Annotated in this window: 14 protein-coding genes; 7 read left to right on the plus strand and 7 right to left on the minus strand. The window is 71.4% G+C overall.

What is annotated here, in order from left to right:
* Positions 1-80: 80 nt before the first annotated feature.
* Positions 81-725, plus strand: coding sequence for a uridine kinase (locus IG02_RS0126250; protein WP_030753063.1), 645 nt, complete (start codon positions 81-83; stop codon positions 723-725).
* Between the two features lie 66 nt (positions 726-791).
* Here the strand turns inward: IG02_RS0126250 and IG02_RS0126255 are convergent, their stop codons facing one another.
* The 5 genes from IG02_RS0126255 to IG02_RS0126275 form a co-directional block, all read right to left on the minus strand.
* The gene (locus IG02_RS0126255; protein WP_030753066.1) at positions 792-1,694 is read right to left on the minus strand and encodes a carbohydrate kinase family protein; all 903 of its coding nucleotides are present in this window, start codon (positions 1,692-1,694) and stop codon (positions 792-794) included.
* A gap of 191 nt (positions 1,695-1,885) precedes the next feature.
* The gene (locus IG02_RS0126260) at positions 1,886-2,797 is read right to left on the minus strand and encodes a pseudouridine-5'-phosphate glycosidase (RefSeq protein WP_030753068.1); all 912 of its coding nucleotides are present in this window, start codon (positions 2,795-2,797) and stop codon (positions 1,886-1,888) included.
* Positions 2,798-2,935: 138 nt separating this feature from the next.
* On the minus strand, positions 2,936-4,165 hold the full coding sequence (gene fdhA, locus IG02_RS0126265; RefSeq protein WP_030753070.1) for a formaldehyde dehydrogenase, glutathione-independent: 1,230 nt from the start codon (positions 4,163-4,165) through the stop codon (positions 2,936-2,938).
* Between the two features lie 297 nt (positions 4,166-4,462).
* Positions 4,463-5,020 (minus strand): methylated-DNA--[protein]-cysteine S-methyltransferase, encoded by a 558-nt coding sequence (locus IG02_RS0126270; RefSeq protein ID WP_030753073.1) that lies wholly within the window; start codon positions 5,018-5,020, stop codon positions 4,463-4,465.
* A 58-nt stretch (positions 5,021-5,078) separates the two neighbouring features.
* Complete coding sequence (locus IG02_RS0126275; RefSeq protein ID WP_030753075.1) at positions 5,079-6,002, minus strand: glycerophosphodiester phosphodiesterase; 924 nt, start codon at positions 6,000-6,002, stop codon at positions 5,079-5,081.
* Positions 6,003-6,310: 308 nt separating this feature from the next.
* Between IG02_RS0126275 and IG02_RS0126280 the strand changes: the two genes are divergently transcribed.
* The 5 genes from IG02_RS0126280 to IG02_RS0126300 all read left to right on the plus strand — a co-directional run bounded on the left by IG02_RS0126280 (position 6,311) and on the right by IG02_RS0126300 (position 13,690).
* Complete coding sequence (locus IG02_RS0126280; RefSeq protein ID WP_063756860.1) at positions 6,311-7,240, plus strand: MHYT domain-containing protein; 930 nt, start codon at positions 6,311-6,313, stop codon at positions 7,238-7,240.
* Positions 7,241-7,444: 204 nt separating this feature from the next.
* Entirely contained in the window at positions 7,445-9,595 is a 2,151-nt protein-coding gene (gene uvrB, locus IG02_RS0126285) for an excinuclease ABC subunit UvrB (RefSeq protein WP_030753080.1), read from the plus strand.
* Positions 9,596-9,750: 155 nt separating this feature from the next.
* Complete coding sequence (locus IG02_RS0126290; protein ID WP_051765768.1) at positions 9,751-10,365, plus strand: TerD family protein; 615 nt, start codon at positions 9,751-9,753, stop codon at positions 10,363-10,365.
* Positions 10,366-10,570: 205 nt separating this feature from the next.
* Positions 10,571-12,475, plus strand: a complete 1,905-nt coding sequence (locus IG02_RS0126295; protein ID WP_030753083.1) for a TerD family protein — start codon at positions 10,571-10,573, stop codon at positions 12,473-12,475.
* 225 nt (positions 12,476-12,700) lie between these two features.
* The gene (locus tag IG02_RS0126300) at positions 12,701-13,690 is read left to right on the plus strand and encodes a TerC family protein (protein ID WP_030753085.1); all 990 of its coding nucleotides are present in this window, start codon (positions 12,701-12,703) and stop codon (positions 13,688-13,690) included.
* A 144-nt stretch (positions 13,691-13,834) separates the two neighbouring features.
* Here the strand turns inward: IG02_RS0126300 and IG02_RS0126305 are convergent, their stop codons facing one another.
* Positions 13,835-14,488 (minus strand): MBL fold metallo-hydrolase, encoded by a 654-nt coding sequence (locus IG02_RS0126305; RefSeq protein ID WP_030753087.1) that lies wholly within the window; start codon positions 14,486-14,488, stop codon positions 13,835-13,837.
* A gap of 10 nt (positions 14,489-14,498) precedes the next feature.
* Entirely contained in the window at positions 14,499-15,194 is a 696-nt protein-coding gene (locus tag IG02_RS0126310) for a maleylpyruvate isomerase family mycothiol-dependent enzyme (protein WP_030753091.1), read from the minus strand.
* A gap of 229 nt (positions 15,195-15,423) precedes the next feature.
* Here IG02_RS0126310 and uvrA point away from each other — a divergent pair, with 229 nt between their 5' ends.
* Entirely contained in the window at positions 15,424-18,453 is a 3,030-nt protein-coding gene (gene uvrA, locus IG02_RS0126315; RefSeq protein WP_030753094.1) for an excinuclease ABC subunit UvrA, read from the plus strand.
* Positions 18,454-18,584 lie beyond the last annotated feature (131 nt).

The following is an 18,584-nucleotide window of genomic DNA, read 5'->3' on the forward strand; positions in this document are numbered from 1 at the left end:
CCGTACGACGAGGTCCGCCTCCTTGACACCGGGCTCCGCCTCTCGAACATCCCTCCGTACGGCTGCACGATGATGAACGAATGCGACTTGAAGCGATCACTTGGGACCGGTTGACCGAGGCCCTGGCCGATCGGATCACGCGGACCGAGACGGCGGACGGCGGCCCTTGGCTGCGCGTCGCCGTCGACGGGGCACCGGCCGCCGCACCCGGGGAGCGGGCCCGCGCGCTCGCGGAGGCGCTGCGCGTCCGCGGCCGCGCGGTGCTGGTGGTCGGCACGGAAGGCTTTCTGCGGCCCGCCTCGCTGCGGTACGAGTACGGGCGCGAGGACCCGGAGACGTACTACAGCGGCTGGTTCGACACCGGGGCTCTCTGGCGGGAGGTCTTCGCCCCGCTGGAGCCGGACGGCTCGGGGCGCGTGCTGCCCGACCTGTGGGACCCGGCCACCGACCGCGCCACCCGCAGTCCCCGCCGCGCACTGGCCCCCGGCGGTGTCCTGCTCCTGCACGGTCCGCTGCTGCTGGGGCACTGGTTCCCCTTCGACTTCACGGTGCACCTGCGCCTGTCTCCGGCCGCGCTCCGGCGCCGTACCGAGGAGGGCGCCCGCTGGACGCTGCCCGCCTTCGCGCGGTACGAGGACGAGGTGGCCCCCGCGGACACGGCCGACGTGGTCGTGCGGACCGACGACCCCCGCCACCCCGCCTGGGGCGGGCTCGCACAGGCATGACGGCGATGACGGCGATGACGGCGATGACGGCGATGACGGCGATGGCGGAGATGGCGGCCTCCCGTGTCACGCGGTGCGCCGACCGGGCTCCGGCCGGCCGCCCGGCAGCGTGACCGCCACGGCACCCGCGCGGCAGCCCTCCGCCGCCGCGGCGGCCGGTTCCGCGCCCGCCAGCCGGGCGGCGAGGAAGGCGCCGGTGAAGGCGTCGCCCGCGCCCGTGGTGTCCACGGCGCGGGCCGGTGGTGCCGGGACCCGGGCCGTCACCTCGCCCTCAGCCGCCACCAGCGCCCCGGCGGCGCCCAGGGTGACCACGACCAGTGGTACCCGCCGGCTCAGTTCGGCGGCGGCCCGCTCCTCGTCCGGCAGACCGGTGAGAAGCCGGGCCTCGTCCGCGTTGGGCAGCAGCGTCTCCGCGCCCGCCACAGCCGTCAGGAAACGGTGCGGGCCGAGCCGTCCGAGGAAGCCGGCCGAGGCGGGATCCACACTCACCGGAACACCGCGTTCCCGAGCGGCCTCCATGGCGACGAGGGCGAGCCGCCGGCTGGAACCGGTGAAGAAGAGGTAGCCGGACAGGTGCAGTCGGCCGGCCCCGTCCAGCAGGGACGGCGACCAGTCGGCGGGTGACAGGCGCAGCGCGGCGCCGCTGTCGGTCAGCAGGGTGCGCTCGGCCGAGGCGTCGACCAGGCAGATCACCGTGCCGGTCGGGGCGTGGGGGTCGACGACGAGGCGGGCCCGTACCCCCGCTCGCCGCAGCCGTTCCGCGTGCCAGTCCCGGGCGTCCGCCCCCACGCCCGCCAGCAGTCGCACGTCCGCGCACCCGCTGTGGGCGGCCCAGCAGGCCGCGTTGGCCCCGGCGCCGCCCGGCAGTGTACGGATCTCGGCGGCCGTGTCCGTGCCGTGGGCCGGCGGGGTGGCGAAGCGCGCGACCACGTCCGTGATCACATCCCCGATCACCAGGAGCGCGCCCACCCCGGAGCCCGCGCGGCCGTCGGCGGGCCGCGGATCGGTGCGCGGCGGATCGGCGCGCGATGTGCCGTCACGCGACAAACGGGCGGACGATGTGCCGGCAGGAGACGCAGGGGTACGCGGTAGGGCGGGGCGCGGTACGTCGGGCCGGGGCCCGGGGCGGGCGGGCGCTGCCGCCGGTCCGCCTCCGTGCCTCACAGAGCCGCCGCGATCCGGGCCGCGAGCCGGACGTTGCCGCGCACCGCCGCCAGGTTGGCCTCCAACGACGCGCCGCGCGTCCGTCGCGTCAACTGGTCCAGCAGGAACGGCGTGACGGCCTGGCCCCCGACGCCCCGCTCCCGGCACTCCGCCAGTGCCTCCCCGAGCACCCGGTCGTGCAGGTCCGGGTCCAACTGCTCCGACTCGGGCACGGGATTGGCCACCAGCAGGGCCGCCGCCGGTCCGCCCAGCGCGTCCCGCGCGCCGATCACCGCCGCCACCTCCTCGGGCGTACGGACCGTCCAGTCGACGGGCTCACCGGACGAGGCGAGGTAGAAACCGGGAAAGCGGTCCGTGCCGTAGCCGAGGACACCCACGCCCAGGGTCTCCAGCCGCTGGAGCGTCGCCGGTACGTCGAGGATCGACTTGACGCCCGCGCACACCACCGTGATCCGGGTCCTGGCGAGCAGCCGCAGATCGGCCGACTCGTCCTGTGTCTCGGTCCAGCCCCGGTGCACCCCGCCCAGCCCGCCCGTCGCGAAGACGCGGATCCCGGCCCGCGCCGCGAGGAACGCCGTGGCGGACACCGTGGTCGCGCCGCTCGCGCGCAGTGCGAGAGCCGGCGCGAGGTCGCGCTGCCCCAGCTTCCGTACGGAGTCGTCCTGGGCCACCCGCTCCAACTGCTCGCCGCTCAGGCCCACATGCGGCCGGCCGTCGAGCACGGCCACGGTCGCGGGGACGGCGCCCGCGGACCGTACGATGCCTTCCAGTTCCTCCGCGACGGCCAGATTGCGCGGGCGAGGCAGTCCGTGCGCGATGATCGTCGACTCCAGCGCGACCACGGGGCGACGCGCGGCGAGCGCCTCCCGGACGTCGGGGGACAGCTGCACTGTCGTGGTGTCTGGCATGTCCCCATCCATGGCACCCGCGGAACGCCCGCAAACGTCACCGGCCGTACCGATTCCGCTCCCCGGCCGGAGACCGCCGGGCCGTTCCATCACGGCCCGGCGGTCTCCGGTCGGGGGCAAGGATCGTGGGCAGGCCTGTCAGGCGGCCTTCACCCCGTCCAGCGCGCCATGCGGATTCAGCACGTACTTACGGCTCGCACCCTGGTCGAACTCCGCGTAGCCGCGCGGGGCGTCGTCCAGCCTGATCACCGTCGCGTTGACCGCCTTGGCGATGTGGACCTTGTCGTGCAGGATCGCCATCATCAGTTCACGGTGGTACTTCATCACCGGGCACTGGCCCGTGGTGAACTCATGGCTCTTCGCCCAGCCCAGGCCCAGCCGTACCTTCAGCGTCCCGGTCTTGGCGTCCTGGTCGACGCCTCCGGGGTCCTCGGTCACGTACAGCCCCGGAATACCGAGCGCGCCGCCCGCCCTGACCACTCTCATCAGGGAGTTGAGCACGGTCGCCGGTGCCTCCTCGGCGTCGGGCCTGTGAGCCCTCGCCTCGAACCCGACCGCGTCGACGGCCGCGTCCACTTCCGGTTCGCCCACGATCTGGGCTATCTGCTCGTCGAGGGCGCCCTGGGTGAGATCGACCGTCTCGCACCCGAAGCTACGGGCCTGGGCCAGCCGTTCACCGTTCAGGTCGCCGACGATGACGACCGCCGCGCCGAGCAACTGCGCCGCTGCCGCCGCCGCCAGACCCACGGGACCCGCGCCCGCGACGTACACCGTGGAGCCGACCTTCGTCCCCGCGGTGATCGCGCCGTGGTAGCCGGTCGGGAAGATGTCCGACAGCATCGTCAGGTCGAGGAGCTTGTCACGGGCCGCGTCCCGGTCGGGGAAGCGAAGCAGGTTGAAGTCCGCGTACGGCACCATCACGTACTCTGCCTGGCCGCCGACCCAGCCGCCCATGTCCACATAGCCGTACGCGGCGCCCGGGCGGGCGGGGTTGACGTTCAGGCAGATGCCCGTCTTCCGCTCCTTGCAGTTGCGGCAACGTCCGCAGGCGATGTTGAAGGGCACCGACACGATGTCCCCGACCTCGATGAACTCGACGTCGGGACCGCGTTCGACGACTTCCCCCGTGATCTCGTGCCCGAGTACCAGGCCCTCGGGGGCCGTGGTGCGGCCACGCACCATGTGCTGGTCGCTGCCACATATGTTGGTGGCCAGGATTTTGAGTATGACTCCGTGCCGGCAGACCCGGCCCACGTTGTCGCGAGCCACTCCCGGCCCGTCTTTCAGTTCGAGCGTGGGGTAGTCGATGGTCCTGACGTCCACCTCACCCGGCTTGATGTAAGCGACCGCCCTGTTTCCTCCGCTCATGCCGGCTCGCCGTCCCTTCGGACCCACCGTCCGGTGGATCACTCGGTCTGTGCGTATCTCTCGTGCGCATCTCTGTGCGGGAAGAGCCCGCCACCGCGCGGACGGTCCGGCCGGCTGAAGGGCGCGGAGAACCGGTCGGCCGAAGGCCGTACGACCTCCCCCACGCACGCCACCCAACGGACTGTACGCCCGGTCGCGCTCCATAAATCAGGTTAATCCCGGTATGGAAGGCGTACAAGCGTGCGCTTCCACGAGACCGCACGGTGTCTCCCAGGCGGAGTAGACGGCGCCTCCCGCTCAGAAGAGCGGCTCCGGGAGGACCCCTTCCAGCGCCAGCAGCCGCCGCTTCGTCTCCAGCCCGCCACCGAAACCGCCGAGCCCGCCGCCGCTCTCCACCACACGGTGGCACGGCACGACCACCGGCAGTGGATTGGCCCCCATCGCCGCGCCGACCGCCTGCGCCGCCTCCGGTCGGCCCACCCGCCCGGCCAGGTCGCCGTACCCGACCACCGTCCCGTACGACACCCCCGTCGCCAGTTCGCGCAGCACCTGGCGGTTGAAGCCCGTGCACAGCGTCCAGTCCAGCGGCAGCGCGAACTCCCGCAGCCGGCCCGCGAAATACGCCGACAGCGCGGATATCGGCTCGGCGAGCCGGCCCGAGGCGGACTCCACGAGCTCCGCCCCCAGCCGGTCACCGAGCGCGTCGAGCGCCCCGTCCCGTACCCGCCCGTCCGCGTGGAAGACGACCCGCACCAGCCCCTGGCCGGTCGCGGCCAGCAGCAGCGGGCCGATGCCGCTGGGCACGACCGTCCACTCCACCCGTGACCGCCCGGACGACTGCCCGATGGTGTTCATGTGGACCACGGTACGGGCGCCCTCTGACAGTGGAGCGCCGACGGGGGTCGGACGGCGCTCAGCCCACCGCGTCCCGCACCACGTCAGGGTTGTTGGTGATGATTCCGTCCACCCCGAAACCGGCCACGCGCACCGCGCCCGCCGCGTCGTTGACCGTCCACGTGCTGACGGTGAGCGGCTTGCCGTGCGCCCCCTTCAGCCGGTGCGCCGCCGCCACGTAGTCGGCGGTGAGCGAGGTGTGCGTGGGGTTGATCTGGTCGGTGAACGCGGCGTAGGAGGGCAGGTCCGCCACCGCCGGGGTGCCGAGGAAGCCGGTCGTCACATCGGGGCGCCGCTCGTGCACCGCGCGGACGCTGTCCGCGCTGAAGCTCTGGATCACCAGCCGGCGCCGGACGTGGTCGCGGTCCAGCCAGCCCTCCTCGCGCAGTACCCGGAGGATCTCCTTCTCGATGCCGGGGTACAGCTCCGGCGCCTTGATCTCCAGCAGCAGCTTCTGGCGGTTCGCCTCCAGGGCGCGCAGGTACTGCGTCAGCGTCGGCACGCGCGCGCCCGCCCAGCGATCGCCGAACCAGCTCCCCGCGTCGAGCCGTGCGATCTCCGCCGCCGTGAAGTCCTTGACCTTCCAGGGCGCCCGGTCGGGGTAGAGCGTCTCCACGTCGGTGGTCCGCCGGAGATTGTCGTCGTGGATCACGACCAGCTGGCCGTCCTTGGTGCGCTGCACGTCGTTCTCCACCCAGTCGACGCCGAGGTCGTCCGCCGCCTCGACGGCCTCCAGGGTGTTCTCCGGCGCGTACGCGGAGGCTCCCCGGTGCGCGATCACCAGCGGGCTACCGGCGCCCTTCGCAGCCGGGACCGCGCCCGGGGCGGCCCCGGCGGCCGGTGCGGCCGCCCGGTCCGGGGACGCCGTGGCGGTGCCCGGCAGGACCAGCGCCGTGATCGCCAGCAGGGCGGCGGCCGTTGTCACCGATGCGCGTGCGTACACGTGGACTCCTCGCGTCGTGGAAGGACGGTCGGCCCGAGCGTGCCAGGCCCCGGCCAACAGCGGGCAGGCGAAGGTTGGCCACCATATGAAGCCACGGGCGCGACCGGGCGGCGGCGCGCGGCCGGGCATGGGGAAGCCGTGCCGGAAACGTGAAGCAGGCCGGGGGAAAGCCGTGACGAAGCGTGCTTTTGCCGCCTCCCTGTCGACAAATCGGCAGCCCGCGGTTTGCTCAGCGGGTCGGCCGTCCTACTCTCGCCCCGAGCCAGCGCTTCCGTATGCACGCGCACAAGGGGTGAGGACGTATCGCCATGCAGGGCACAGTCGACGGATTCAGCTACGGCCTTGTCACGCCTGTGGCGGCTTTCCTCATGGCCTGCCTCGGCGGGGCGCTCGGCCTGCGCTGCACCGCCAGGGCCCTGCGCGTGCGGAGGTCGTGGAAGCCCGGCGCACTCGCGCTGGGCGCGGCCTCGATCGGGTCCGGCGTCTGGACCATGCACTTCATTGCGATGATGGGCTTCTCGGTCAGTGAGGTCCCCATCGGCTACGACCGGCTGACGACCGTCGCGAGCCTCGTCGTCGCCATCGTCATGGTCGGCATCGGGATCTTCATCGTCGGCTATCGCCGTACGACCACGATGGCCTTGATCACCGGGGGCACGATCACGGGCCTCGGCATCGCCACCTCGCACTACCTCGGAATGGCCGGCATACGCCTGCACGGCCGTATCTCGTACGACACCGTGACCGTCGTGTTCTCCGTGGTGATCGCCGTCGCGGCGGCGATCACGGCGCTGTGGACCGTCGCCTCGCGCCGCGGGCTGCTGACGAGCGTGGGCGCCAGCCTGGTGATGGGCGTCGCGGTGACCGGGATGCACTACACGGGCATGGCCGGGGTCACCGTCCATCTGACGGACGACCTCTCCGCGGCCGGGGGGGTGCCGGCCGCCGAACTGCTCGCCCCCATGCTGGTCGGTCCGACCCTCTTCCTGCTGCTCGCCGGACTGGCCGTGTTCGTCGACCCGGCCCTCGTGGCCGGCGACCGCGGTCACCGCCAGGCCCGGAACCCCGCGGCGGAGACGTGCGGGCGGACCGGCGTGCCCGCACAGCGGATACGGCCACGCTCCTCCCCGCGGGTCACCGACGCGGCCGGGGCCCGCTCCCGCGACCACGGCGACGTGGCGGGCAGGGCCGCCGTCCGGGCCTCGCACCAGGGCCGTACGGACCTCCACGACCACTGACCGTGTACCGACCGCTGACCCCGTACCGACCCCGCTCCGTCCGTCCCGGCGGCGGTTTCCGCCCCGGGGCGGGCTCGGGCGTCCAGGATCTCTCCTCCGGTGGCAGAAACCGCCAGGGCCGCCGGCAGCCGCCGGGGCTGCCGGGAGCGGCCCGCCCGGGGTCGTCCGGACCCGGCTGTCAGTGCGGGGTCGTACGGTGGATCCATGCGGCCCGTTTCCAGCATCGAACGTACGGTGGCGCCTTTCGAGGTCGTCAGCCCCTACCAGCCCAGCGGCGACCAGCCCACGGCCATCGCAGACCTGGCCCGCCGAATCGACGCGGGGGAGAAGGACGTCGTCCTCCTCGGCGCGACCGGCACGGGAAAGTCGGCGACCACCGCCTGGATGATCGAGCGGCTCCAGCGCCCCACGCTCGTGATGGCGCCGAACAAGACGCTCGCCGCCCAGCTGGCCAACGAGTTCCGCGAGCTCCTGCCGAACAACGCCGTCGAGTACTTCGTCTCGTACTACGACTACTACCAGCCCGAGGCGTACGTCCCGCAGTCGGACACCTACATCGAGAAGGACTCCTCCATCAACGAGGAGGTCGAGCGGCTGCGCCACTCAGCGACGAATTCCCTGCTCACCCGCCGCGACGTGGTCGTGGTCGCCTCCGTGTCCTGCATCTACGGCCTCGGCACGCCCCAGGAGTACGTGGACCGCATGGTCCCGCTGAAGGTCGGCGAGGAGATCGACCGGGACCAGCTGCTGCGCCGGTTCGTCGACATCCAGTACACGCGCAACGACGCCGCGTTCACCCGCGGCACCTTCCGCGTCCGGGGCGACACGATCGAGATCTTCCCGGTCTACGAGGAGCTGGCCGTCCGCATCGAGATGTTCGGGGACGAGATCGAGGCACTCTCGACCCTGCACCCCCTCACCGGCGAGATCATCAGCGACGACCAGCAGCTCTACGTCTTCCCGGCGAGCCACTACGTGGCGGGCCCCGAGCGCATGGAGAAGGCCGTCAACGGGATCGAGCGGGAGCTGGAGGCCCGCCTGGCCGAGCTGGACAAGCAGGGCAAGCTCCTGGAGTCCCAGCGGCTGCGCATGCGCACGACGTACGACATCGAGATGATGCGCCAGATCGGCTCCTGCTCCGGCATCGAGAACTACTCGATGCACTTCGACGACCGCGCCCCCGGCTCCGCCCCCAACACGCTCCTCGACTACTTTCCCGAGGACTTCCTGCTGGTCATCGACGAGTCGCATGTCACGGTGCCGCAGATCGGCGCCATGTACGAAGGAGACGCCTCCCGGAAGCGGACGCTGGTCGACCACGGCTTCCGGCTGCCGTCCGCGCTGGACAACCGCCCGCTGAAGTGGGAGGAGTTCAAGGAACGGATCGGCCAGACCGTCTACCTGTCGGCCACCCCGGGCCAGTACGAGCTCTCCCGCTCCGACGGCTTCGTGGAGCAGATCATCCGCCCCACCGGTCTCGTCGACCCGGAGGTCGTCGTCAAGCCCACGGAGGGCCAGATCGACGACCTGGTGCACGAGATCCGCGAGCGCACCGCGAAGGACGAGCGGGTCCTCGTCACCACGCTCACGAAGAAGATGGCCGAGGACCTCACCGACTACTTCCTGGAGCTGGGCATCCAGGTGCGGTACCTGCACAGCGACGTCGACACGCTGCGCCGGGTCGAACTGCTGCGCGAACTGCGTGCCGGTGAGTACGACGTCCTGGTCGGTATCAACCTCCTCAGGGAGGGCCTCGACCTGCCGGAGGTCTCCCTGGTGGCCATCCTGGACGCCGACAAGGAGGGCTTCCTGCGCTCGGGGACCTCGCTGATCCAGACCATCGGGCGGGCCGCGCGCAACGTGTCCGGCCAGGTCCATATGTACGCGGACAAGATGACCCCGGCGATGGAGAAGGCCATCGACGAGACCAACCGCCGCCGCGCCAAGCAGATCGCCTACAACACCGAGCGCGGGATCGACCCCCAGCCGCTGCGGAAGAAGATCAACGACATCGTCGCGACCATCGCGCGCGAGGAGGTCGACACCGAGGCGCTGCTCGGCACCGGCTACCGGCAGGCGAAGGACGGCAAGCCGGCCGCGACACCCGTCCCCTCCCTCGGTGGCAAGGCCGCCGCGCAGAGTGGCAGGGCGGGGAGGGCCGGCAAGGCCGCCGCCCCGGGCGCGCTGGTCACCGACCGCCCCGCGGCCGAACTCGCCGGGATCATCGAGGAGATGACGGACCGGATGCGGGCCGCCGCGGCCGAGCTGCAGTTCGAGGTCGCCGCGCGGCTGCGGGACGAGGTGGGCGAGCTGAAGAAGGAGCTGCGACAGATGAGGGAGGCGGGGGTGGCCTGACACACCGGGAGACCTGGTGCGGGACGCGGCCGACATGTGTTGCAGGACCGACACAAAAACGGCCCGGGCCTCCTGCGTCGTCCACCCCACTGCGTAGGGTGCTGCGCAACCGCATACGGACGGTTGCGGGGGAACCATTCGAGAGGGGACGGCGCGTGGTGGACGTATCCAAGGGCGGTGCGCCCGGGGGCCCCGGGGTCAATCTGACCAAGGGGCAGGCCATCAGCCTGGAGAAGAAGGGCGGCGGCTCCCTGACCGCGGTCCGTATGGGGCTCGGCTGGCGGGCCGCGCCGCGCAGGGGCCTGTTCGGCTCCCGTACCCGCGAGATCGACCTCGACGCCTCCGCGGTGCTGTTCGCCGACAAGCAGCCGGTCGACGTCGTCTTCTTCCGCCACCTCGTCAGCGACGACGGTTCGGTGCGGCACACCGGCGACAACCTGGTGGGCGGAGCCGGACAGGGCGGTGACGACGAGGCGGTCCTCGTGGACCTCGAGCGTGTCCCGGTCCATATCGACCAGATCGTCTTCACGGTGAACTCGTTCACCGGCCAGACGTTCCAGGAGGTGCAGAACGCCTTCTGCCGGATCGTGGACGAGACCAACGGCCAGGAGCTGGCGCGCTACACGCTCGACGGCGGCGGTCACTACACCGCGCAGATCATGGCGAAGGTGCACCGCGTCAGTGGTGGCTGGCAGATGACGGCGCTCGGCAACCCGGCCAACGGACGTACGTTCCAGGACCTGATGCCGTCGATCCTGCCGCACCTGTAGGCGCGACCGCGGGGATTGGACGGACACGGCCTGTCCGCGGGACACGCGGCTCCCGGAGGCCGGGCTTCCGGGAGCGCTCCGTTCGGCCGCGTTCGGGCCCCGTCGGCCTGCCGGTACCTCACCACCGGTACCCCGGCCGGCGACCGGCGACCGGGGTACCACGACCACGACCGACATACGAAGAGTGACGAGAGGGACAGGGGCGATGACGGCCGAACTGGTCCGGGGGCAGAACCACCCCTTGCCCGGGACCCGACTGGAGATACGGGTGACGGCCGGGGCACCGTTGGTGCCCTGTGTCTCGCTCGGTGACGCCCGGGGCGCCGTCCAGGGCACCGAGTGGATCGTCCACCCCGGCGCGCCCGCGCTCCCGGGCGTCGAGGTCTCCCGGCAGGCCGCCGTCGGCCCGCGCTTCCACGTCGACCTGGAGGCGCTTCCGGAGCGGGTCCACCTGCTGCGTGTGCTGCTCGCTCTCCCCGAGGAAGCCGGCGGTCCCGGCCGCTTCGGCGCCACAGCGGCCCCTTCCGTCGCGGTCACCCACGCCGACGGGGCCGGCATCGCCGCGTTCACCCTCACCGGACTGGACACGGAGTCCGCGGTCATCGCGCTGGAGCTCTACCGCCGGCACGGTGCCTGGAAGGTCAGGGCCGTCGGCCAGGGATACGCCGGCGGGCTCGCCGAACTCCTCGCGGACCAGGGGGTGTCCCGGGCCTCCGCAGTCGCCGCGGACATCCGGGCCACGGTCGCCCGGCGGGTGACCGGTACGGTACGGCCCCCTCAGCCCGACGCGCCGGTACCGGCCGGGCCCGCCCGCGCCGGCAGCGGCGTGCCGGGCGGTGCGGCGGGAGCGGGCGGGACGATCGACTACACCCATCCCGGCCGCGGCACCTCACCACCGCGGGCACCCGCGTCCCCGTCCGTGCGGCCCCCGGGGACGCCCTCGCCGGCCGCGCCGCCGGGCCCGCGGCGGCGGCCCGAGGGCCCGGTCGCGGGCGACGCCGCCGGCTGGTCCATGGACGAGCGCCTGTACAACCAGGTCTGGGGGATGTTCGAGGACCTGGCCCGCAGCGTCGCCGCGTACCGCAGTGCCGTGGGCTTCGCGGAGTCCCGGATGGACCGGGAACTGGACCGTGTCCTGTCCGATCCCCGCCACCGTACGGGCCCGGCCGGCGGTGCCGCCCGGGAAGCGGCCCGCGCCGAGCACGACCAGCTCGTCGCACGGGCTCGCGAGGTGCTCGACCGTGATCTCGCCCAGCTCGTCGCCGAGTCCGAGGTCGTCGAGCCGGCCCTGCCGCCCGCCTACGCCCGTTGGGACAGTCCCGTCTGGCACGCCTACCGCGTGCCGACGGAGACCCCGATGGCGCTGCGGCTCGGGGACGTGCATCTCCCCGAGCGGCCCGGCCTGCGGATCCCGATGCTGGTGCGGCTGCCGTTGGAGCGCGGACTGTGGGTCGACAGCGGCCGGACCGCCTCCGAGGCCGGCGCGGCAGTGGACGGCGATCAGCTGCGTCTGATGGCCATGGAGACCGCGGTCGGCGTCGCCGGCCGGCTGCTCGCGGTCCACCCGCCCGGCGGGTTCGGCGTCCATGTGATCGACCCCGTCGGCACGGCGGCCGGTCCGCTGGCGCCGCTGACCGGGGCGGGCGTGCTGGCCGGGCCGCCCGGAGCGGGCGCCGGGGGAGTGGCGGCCGTCCTCGCGGGGCTCACCCGGCGGGTGGACCTCGTGCAGATGGCGATACGCGGCGGGGCCGCCGAGTCGTTGCCGCCGGATCTGGACACCGCCGAGCAGTTGCTGATCGTCAACGACTTCCCGCACGGCTTCGACGACCGCGCCGTGACCCAGCTGCGCTACCTCGCCGACGAGGGGCCGGCGGTCGGGGTGCACCTGCTGATGGTCGCGGACCGCGCGGACGCGCGTGCGTACGGGCCGGTCCTCGACCCGCTGTGGCGGGCGCTGCTGCGGATCACGCCGGTGCCGGACGACCACCTGGCCGATCCCTGGGTCGGTCACGCGTGGACCTACGAGCCGCCGGCCGTGCCGAACGGCAGCCGGGTACTCCTCGACGTCCTTGGCCATGTGGCGTCCGCACGCCAGCCATGGCGGCTCTGACCTGCGTATTTGAGAACCCTTTACCTTTTTCTTTACCTTTCCTTGGTGATTCCTGTACTCTCCTTCAGAGCGGAGGGGAGTACTCCCGCCTCGCGACGTGCCCGTCAATACGGATCGCCATCGATCCCGGGGCGTCGGCCCGGGGAGCGGTCATGAGCCGCCCGGGTGGAGGAGACCTCCGGCAGCGACGACGCTGATCAGTAGCCGTACGACGCCGGAGGCGCAGTGGACGTTTCGATGAACCTGTGGGTGGCGACCATTCTTGGTCTGACCGCCCTGATCGCCGTCGACTTCTTCATCGGGCGCAAGCCCCATGACGTGTCGATCAAGGAAGCCGGTATATGGACGGTCGTCTGGATCGCCCTCGCCGTGCTGTTCGGCCTCGGCCTGATGGTCTTCGGTACGGGCCAGGCGTCCGGTGAGTTCTTCGCCGGCTTCATCACCGAGAAGTCGCTCAGTGTCGACAACCTCTTCGTCTTCGTACTGATCATGGCGAAGTTCTCGGTGCCGTCACACCTCCAGCAGCGCGTACTGCTCATCGGTGTGCTGATAGCCCTGGTGCTGCGGGCGGTCTTCATCGCGGCGGGCGCCGCGATCATCGCCAGCTTCTCGTGGGTCTTCTTCATCTTCGGCGCGTTCCTGATCTACACCGCCTGGAAGCTCATCCAGGAGGCGCGCTCCGACGAGGAGGAAGAGGAGTTCGAGGAGAACCGCCTCCTCAAGTCCATCGAGCAGCGCTTCGGCGTGGCCGACAAGTACCACGGCACCAAGCTGTTCATCCGGGAGAACGGCAAGCGGGTGCTCACCCCGCTGATGGTCGTCATGCTCGCCATCGGCACCACCGACGTGCTGTTCGCGCTGGACTCCATACCCGCGATCTTCGGCCTGACCCAGGACCCGTACATCGTCTTCACGGCCAACGCGTTCGCGCTGATGGGCCTGCGGCAGCTGTACTTCCTCATAGGCGGGCTGCTGAGGAAGCTGGTGCACCTCAGCTACGGGCTGTCGGTCATCCTGGGCTTCATCGGGGTCAAGCTCGTCCTGCACGCGCTGCACGAGACCGGGGTGCACGTCCCCGAGATCTCCATCCCGGTCTCGCTGGCGGTCATCTGCGGTGTCCTCGTCGTCACCACGATCACCAGCCTGATCGCCTCCAAGAAGCAGGCCGAGCGCGAGGCGGCCGAGAAGGCGGCCAAGGACAGCATCGGCGCCTGAGCCGGCCGGCTTCCGAGGCCCGGCCCCGGCTCCGGCGCGGACCGGGGCCGGAGCCGGGGCCGCCGGTCCAGGCCGTGGCCGAAGCGCGTGCGGGGTGGGTGACAGACTTGTCACCCACCCCGCACGCCTGTTTCGCGTCGTGGGTCACCAGCCGCGGGCGCGCCACTCCGCGAGGTGCGGGCGCTCCGTGCCCAGGGTGGAGTCGTTGCCGTGGCCGGGGTAGACCCAGGTCTCGTCCGACAGCGGCCCGAAGATCTTGGCCTCCAGCCCGTCCATCAGGCTCGCGAAGTCGGTGGGGTTCCCCGTCCTGCCCGGGCCGCCGGGGAAGAGGCAGTCGCCGGTGAAGACATGGGCGTGGCCGTGCGGGTCGTCGTAGACGAGGGCGATCGAGCCCGGCGTGTGCCCCACGAGATGGACGGCGGTGAGGGCCACGTCCCCGACCCGGATCGTGTCCCCGTCCTCGACCGGCACATCGGTGGTGACGGGGATGGCCTCGGTGTCGTACCGGCCCGCGTACGTACGGGCGCCGGTGGCCGCCACCACCTCGCCCAGCGCCTGCCAGTGGTCGCCGTGGCGGTGAGTGGTGACGACGGACGCGAGGCCGTCGTCACCGATCAGCGTCAACAGCGTGGCGGCGTCGTTCGCCGCGTCGATCAGCAACTGCTCGCCGGTCGCCCGGCAGCGCAGGAGATAGGCGTTGTTGTCCATGGGCCCGACGGCGACCTTGGAGATCATCAGGGCGGGCAGTTCGTGCACATCCGCCGGTCCGCCGACCTTCACCGCTCCGGTGTACGTCATGAGGATCAGCCTATAGCGGGGGCAGGGTGGGCAGCGGCCCGCCGGAGCAGGCCAGCGCCGCCCCGTCGCGGCGTCCCGCGAGCCAGCCCAGCAGGTCCGCCGCGGGGCCCGTGACGGACCGCGGGCCGTCCGCCGCGGCCTCGGTGGAGCCGGTGCGCCAGGTGCGTCCGTCGGGTGCGCTCAGGGTCACCGGCGGGATCGCCCCGTTCCCCGAGAAGCGCTCCGCGAGAAAGGCGATCTCCCGCTCGGTGAACTCGTCGGACAGGTCCTCCAGTGCCCGGCCGATCCCGAGGTCGACGTGGTGCAGCTCCACCTCCACCAGCCGTCGGAACGGCAGGCGGGCGACCGTGTCCGTCACGCCGTTGCGCAGGGTGACCACCCGGCCCCAGTCGTCGGACGCCGTCACGGAATGCCGGAACCGCTCCGCGGTGTTACGCAGATCGGTCAGGTGGACGTCGAGGGGCCGGTGGGCGTCCCGCTCGATGTCGGCGTCCCGCGTCGCCTCGTCCGCGTACATCGGGCGCCCCTCCACCACGTTCACCAGCGCGTCCGCGTTCCGGGCGACATGGGCCAGGACATGCCCCCGGCTCCAGCCGGGAAGCAGCGACGGCTCGGTGAGTGCCGCGTCGTCCAGCTCGGCGGCCGCGCCGAGGAACCGGTCGGTCGTCTCACGTAGGGAGGCCAGGTCAGGCGTGGGTGCGGTCATGGCGCCGACCCTAGCGCTACCACTCGATCGGGTGAAGACAGCCACGAGCGGCCGTAAATCGAATGTGCGTGCTATAACCTCGGAGGAGGCATCCTGGCATGTAGGCGGATGTCCGCCCCGGCCCCCGGGACGGGCTGCTCCGCCGATTGGCAGTCCATCGCTCTGGCGACCCCCCTAGTCTGGGAAGGGGGCAGCGCCCCTGTTTCTCTTCAGAAAGGTGCGGACCGGCGTGGCCGACCGTCTCATCGTCCGTGGCGCGCGCGAGCACAATCTCAAGAACGTCTCGCTCGACCTGCCCCGTGACTCACTCATCGTCTTCACCGGGCTCTCCGGGTCGGGCAAGTCCTCGCTCGCGTTCGACACGATCTTCGCCGAGGGGCAGCGCCGGTACGTGGAGTCGCTGTCCTCCTACGCCCGGCAGTTCCTCGGCCAGATGGACAAGCCGGACGTCGACTTCATAGAAGGCCTCTCCCCGGCCGTCTCCATCGACCAGAAGTCGACCTCGCGCAACCCGCGCTCGACGGTGGGCACGATCACGGAGGTCTACGACTACCTCCGGCTGCTCTTCGCGCGGATCGGCAAGCCGCACTGCCCCGAGTGCGCCCGGCCGATCTCCCGGCAGTCGCCGCAGGCCATCGTGGACAAGGTGCTGGAGCTGCCGGAGGGCAGCCGCTTCCAGGTCCTCTCGCCGCTCGTCCGTGAGCGCAAGGGCGAGTTCGTGGACCTCTTCTCGGACCTCCAGACCAAGGGCTACAGCCGGGCCAGGGTGGACGGCCGGACGATCCAGCTCGCCGAGCCCCCCAAGCTGAAGAAGCAGGAGAAGCACACGATCGAGGTGGTCGTCGACCGCCTCACGGTCAAGGACAGCGCCAAGCGCCGGCTGACCGACTCGGTCGAGACCGCCCTCGGTCTCTCCGGGGGCATGGTCGTGCTCGACTTCGTGGACCTCCCCGAGGACGACCCCGAGCGTGAGCGCATGTACTCGGAGCACCTGTACTGCCCGTACGACGACCTCTCGTTCGAGGAGCTCGAGCCCCGCTCGTTCTCCTTCAACTCGCCCTTCGGCGCCTGCCCGGACTGCACGGGCATCGGTACGCGCATGGAGGTCGACCCGGAGCTGATCGTTCCGGACGAGGAGAGGTCGCTCGACGAGGGCGCGATCCACCCCTGGTCCCACGGCCATACGAAGGAATACTTCGGCCGCCTGATCGGCGGCCTCTCCCAGGCGCTCGGGTTCCGTACGGACATCCCCTGGGCCGGGCTGCCGCAACGGGCCAGAAAGGCCCTGCTGTACGGCCACAAGACGCAGGTGGAGGTCCGCTACCGGAACAGGTACGGGCGTGAGCGCGCCTACACCACGCCCGCCTTCGAGGGCGCGGTCACCTTCGTCAAGCGGCGCCACTCGGAGGCCGAGAGCGACTCCAGCAGGGAGCGCTTCGAGGGCTACATGCGCGAGGTGCCCTGCCCGACCTGTGAGGGGACGCGGCTCAAGCCGATCGTCCTCGCGGTGACGGTGATGGGGAAGTCCATCGCCGAGGTCGCCGGGATGTCGATCAGCGACTGCTCCGACTTCCTGGCCGAACTCCGGCTGAACGAGCGCGACAAGAAGATCGCCGAGAGGGTGCTCAAGGAGGTCAACGAACGGCTGAGGTTCCTGGTCGACGTCGGCCTGGACTACCTCTCGCTCAGCCGGGCGGCGGGCACCCTCTCCGGCGGCGAGGCCCAGCGCATCCGGCTCGCCACCCAGATCGGCTCGGGACTCGTCGGCGTGCTGTACGTCCTGGACGAACCGTCCATCGGCCTGCACCAGCGCGACAACCACCGGCTCATCGAGACCCTGGTCCGACTGCGGGACATGGGCAACACGCTGATCGTCGTGGAGCACGACGAGGACACCATCAAGGTCGCGGACTGGGTGGTCGACATCGGCCCCGGCGCGGGTGAGCACGGGGGCAAGGTCGTGCACTCCGGGCCCCTGAAGGGCCTGCTGGCCAACGAGGAGTCGATGACGGGCCGGTATCTGGCCGGCAAGAAGGCGATCCCGGTCCCCGACCTGCGCAGGCCCTTCGACCCGGCGCGCCGGCTGACCGTGCACGGCGCCAGGGAGAACAACCTCCAGGACATCGAGGTCTCGTTCCCGCTCGGCGTGTTCACCGCGGTCACGGGCGTCTCGGGGTCCGGCAAGTCGACGCTGGTCAACGACATCCTCTACACGCACCTGGCGCGCGAGCTGAACGGTGCGAAGTCGGTGCCCGGCCGGCACACCAGGGTCGACGGCGACGACCTGGTCGACAAGGTCGTCCACGTCGACCAGTCGCCCATCGGCCGGACGCCCAGGTCCAACCCCGCCACATACACGGGCGTCTTCGACCACGTGCGCAAGCTGTTCGCCGAGACGATGGAGGCGAAGGTCCGCGGTTACCTCCCCGGGCGGTTCTCCTTCAACGTCAAGGGCGGACGCTGCGAGAACTGCGCCGGCGACGGCACGATCAAGATCGAGATGAACTTCCTGCCGGACGTCTACGTCCCGTGCGAGGTCTGCCACGGCGCCCGCTACAACCGGGAGACCCTGGAGGTCCACTACAAGGGCAAGTCCATCGCCGAGGTGCTGGACATGCCGATCGAGGAGGCCCTGGGCTTCTTCGAGGCCGTGCCGACCATCTCGCGCCATCTGAAGACCCTCAACGAGGTGGGGCTCGGCTATGTCCGGCTGGGGCAGTCGGCGCCGACCCTGTCCGGTGGCGAGGCCCAGCGGGTGAAGCTGGCGAGCGAGCTCCAGCGGCGCTCCACGGGCCGCACGGTCTACGTCCTGGACGAGCCCACGACCGGTCTGCACTTCGAGGACATCAGCAAGCTGATCAACGTGCTGTCGGGCCTGGTCGACAAGGGCAACACGGTGATCGTCATCGAGCACAACCTGGACGTCATCAAGACCGCGGACTGGGTGATCGACATGGGGCCCGAAGGCGGCAGCGGCGGTGGGCTGGTGATCGCGGAGGGCTCCCCCGAGCAGGTCGCCGGCGTCCCCGCCAGCCACACCGGGAAGTTCCTGCGGGAGATCCTGGACGCCGAGCGGATCAGCGACGCGTCGCAGGTGAAGGCCGCGCCCCGGAAGACGTCCGCCAGGAAGACGGTCACCAGGAAGGCAGCGGCGAAGAAGACGGCGGTCGGTGCGACGGTGGCCGAGGAAGCCGTGGCCGGGCAGACGGCTCCCAAGAAGGCGGCCTCCAAGAAGGCGGCCGCACGCCGTCGCTCCTGACCGGCACGGCAGGCAGTGGCGTCGTGACGACGGCCGCCCCGGGATTTCCGGCGGGCGGCCGTCCGTGCTTCCGGCCGTCCGCCGTCCGCCCGGCCTCGTGGGATTCCGTCCGCCGTTGGGCGCGGCCCCGG

It is taken from the genome of Streptomyces sp. NRRL F-5135, assembly GCF_000719775.1.
GTDB classification, from domain to species: domain Bacteria; phylum Actinomycetota; class Actinomycetes; order Streptomycetales; family Streptomycetaceae; genus Streptomyces; species Streptomyces hebeiensis.

Coding starts and splice junctions, on each gene's coding strand:
- IG02_RS0126305 (WP_030753087.1), bottom strand. CDS start 14,488: ATGACGTACACCGGAGCGGTGAAGGTCGGCGGACCGGCGGATGTGCAC.
- IG02_RS0126295 (WP_030753083.1), top strand. CDS start 10,571: ATGACGGCCGAACTGGTCCGGGGGCAGAACCACCCCTTGCCCGGGACC.
- IG02_RS0126280 (WP_063756860.1), top strand. CDS start 6,311: ATGCAGGGCACAGTCGACGGATTCAGCTACGGCCTTGTCACGCCTGTG.
- IG02_RS0126310 (WP_030753091.1), bottom strand. CDS start 15,194: ATGACCGCACCCACGCCTGACCTGGCCTCCCTACGTGAGACGACCGAC.
- IG02_RS0126260 (WP_030753068.1), bottom strand. CDS start 2,797: ATGCCAGACACCACGACAGTGCAGCTGTCCCCCGACGTCCGGGAGGCG.
- IG02_RS0126250 (WP_030753063.1), top strand. CDS start 81: ATGCGACTTGAAGCGATCACTTGGGACCGGTTGACCGAGGCCCTGGCC.
- IG02_RS0126270 (WP_030753073.1), bottom strand. CDS start 5,020: ATGAACACCATCGGGCAGTCGTCCGGGCGGTCACGGGTGGAGTGGACG.
- uvrB (WP_030753080.1), top strand. CDS start 7,445: ATGCGGCCCGTTTCCAGCATCGAACGTACGGTGGCGCCTTTCGAGGTC.
- fdhA (WP_030753070.1), bottom strand. CDS start 4,165: ATGAGCGGAGGAAACAGGGCGGTCGCTTACATCAAGCCGGGTGAGGTG.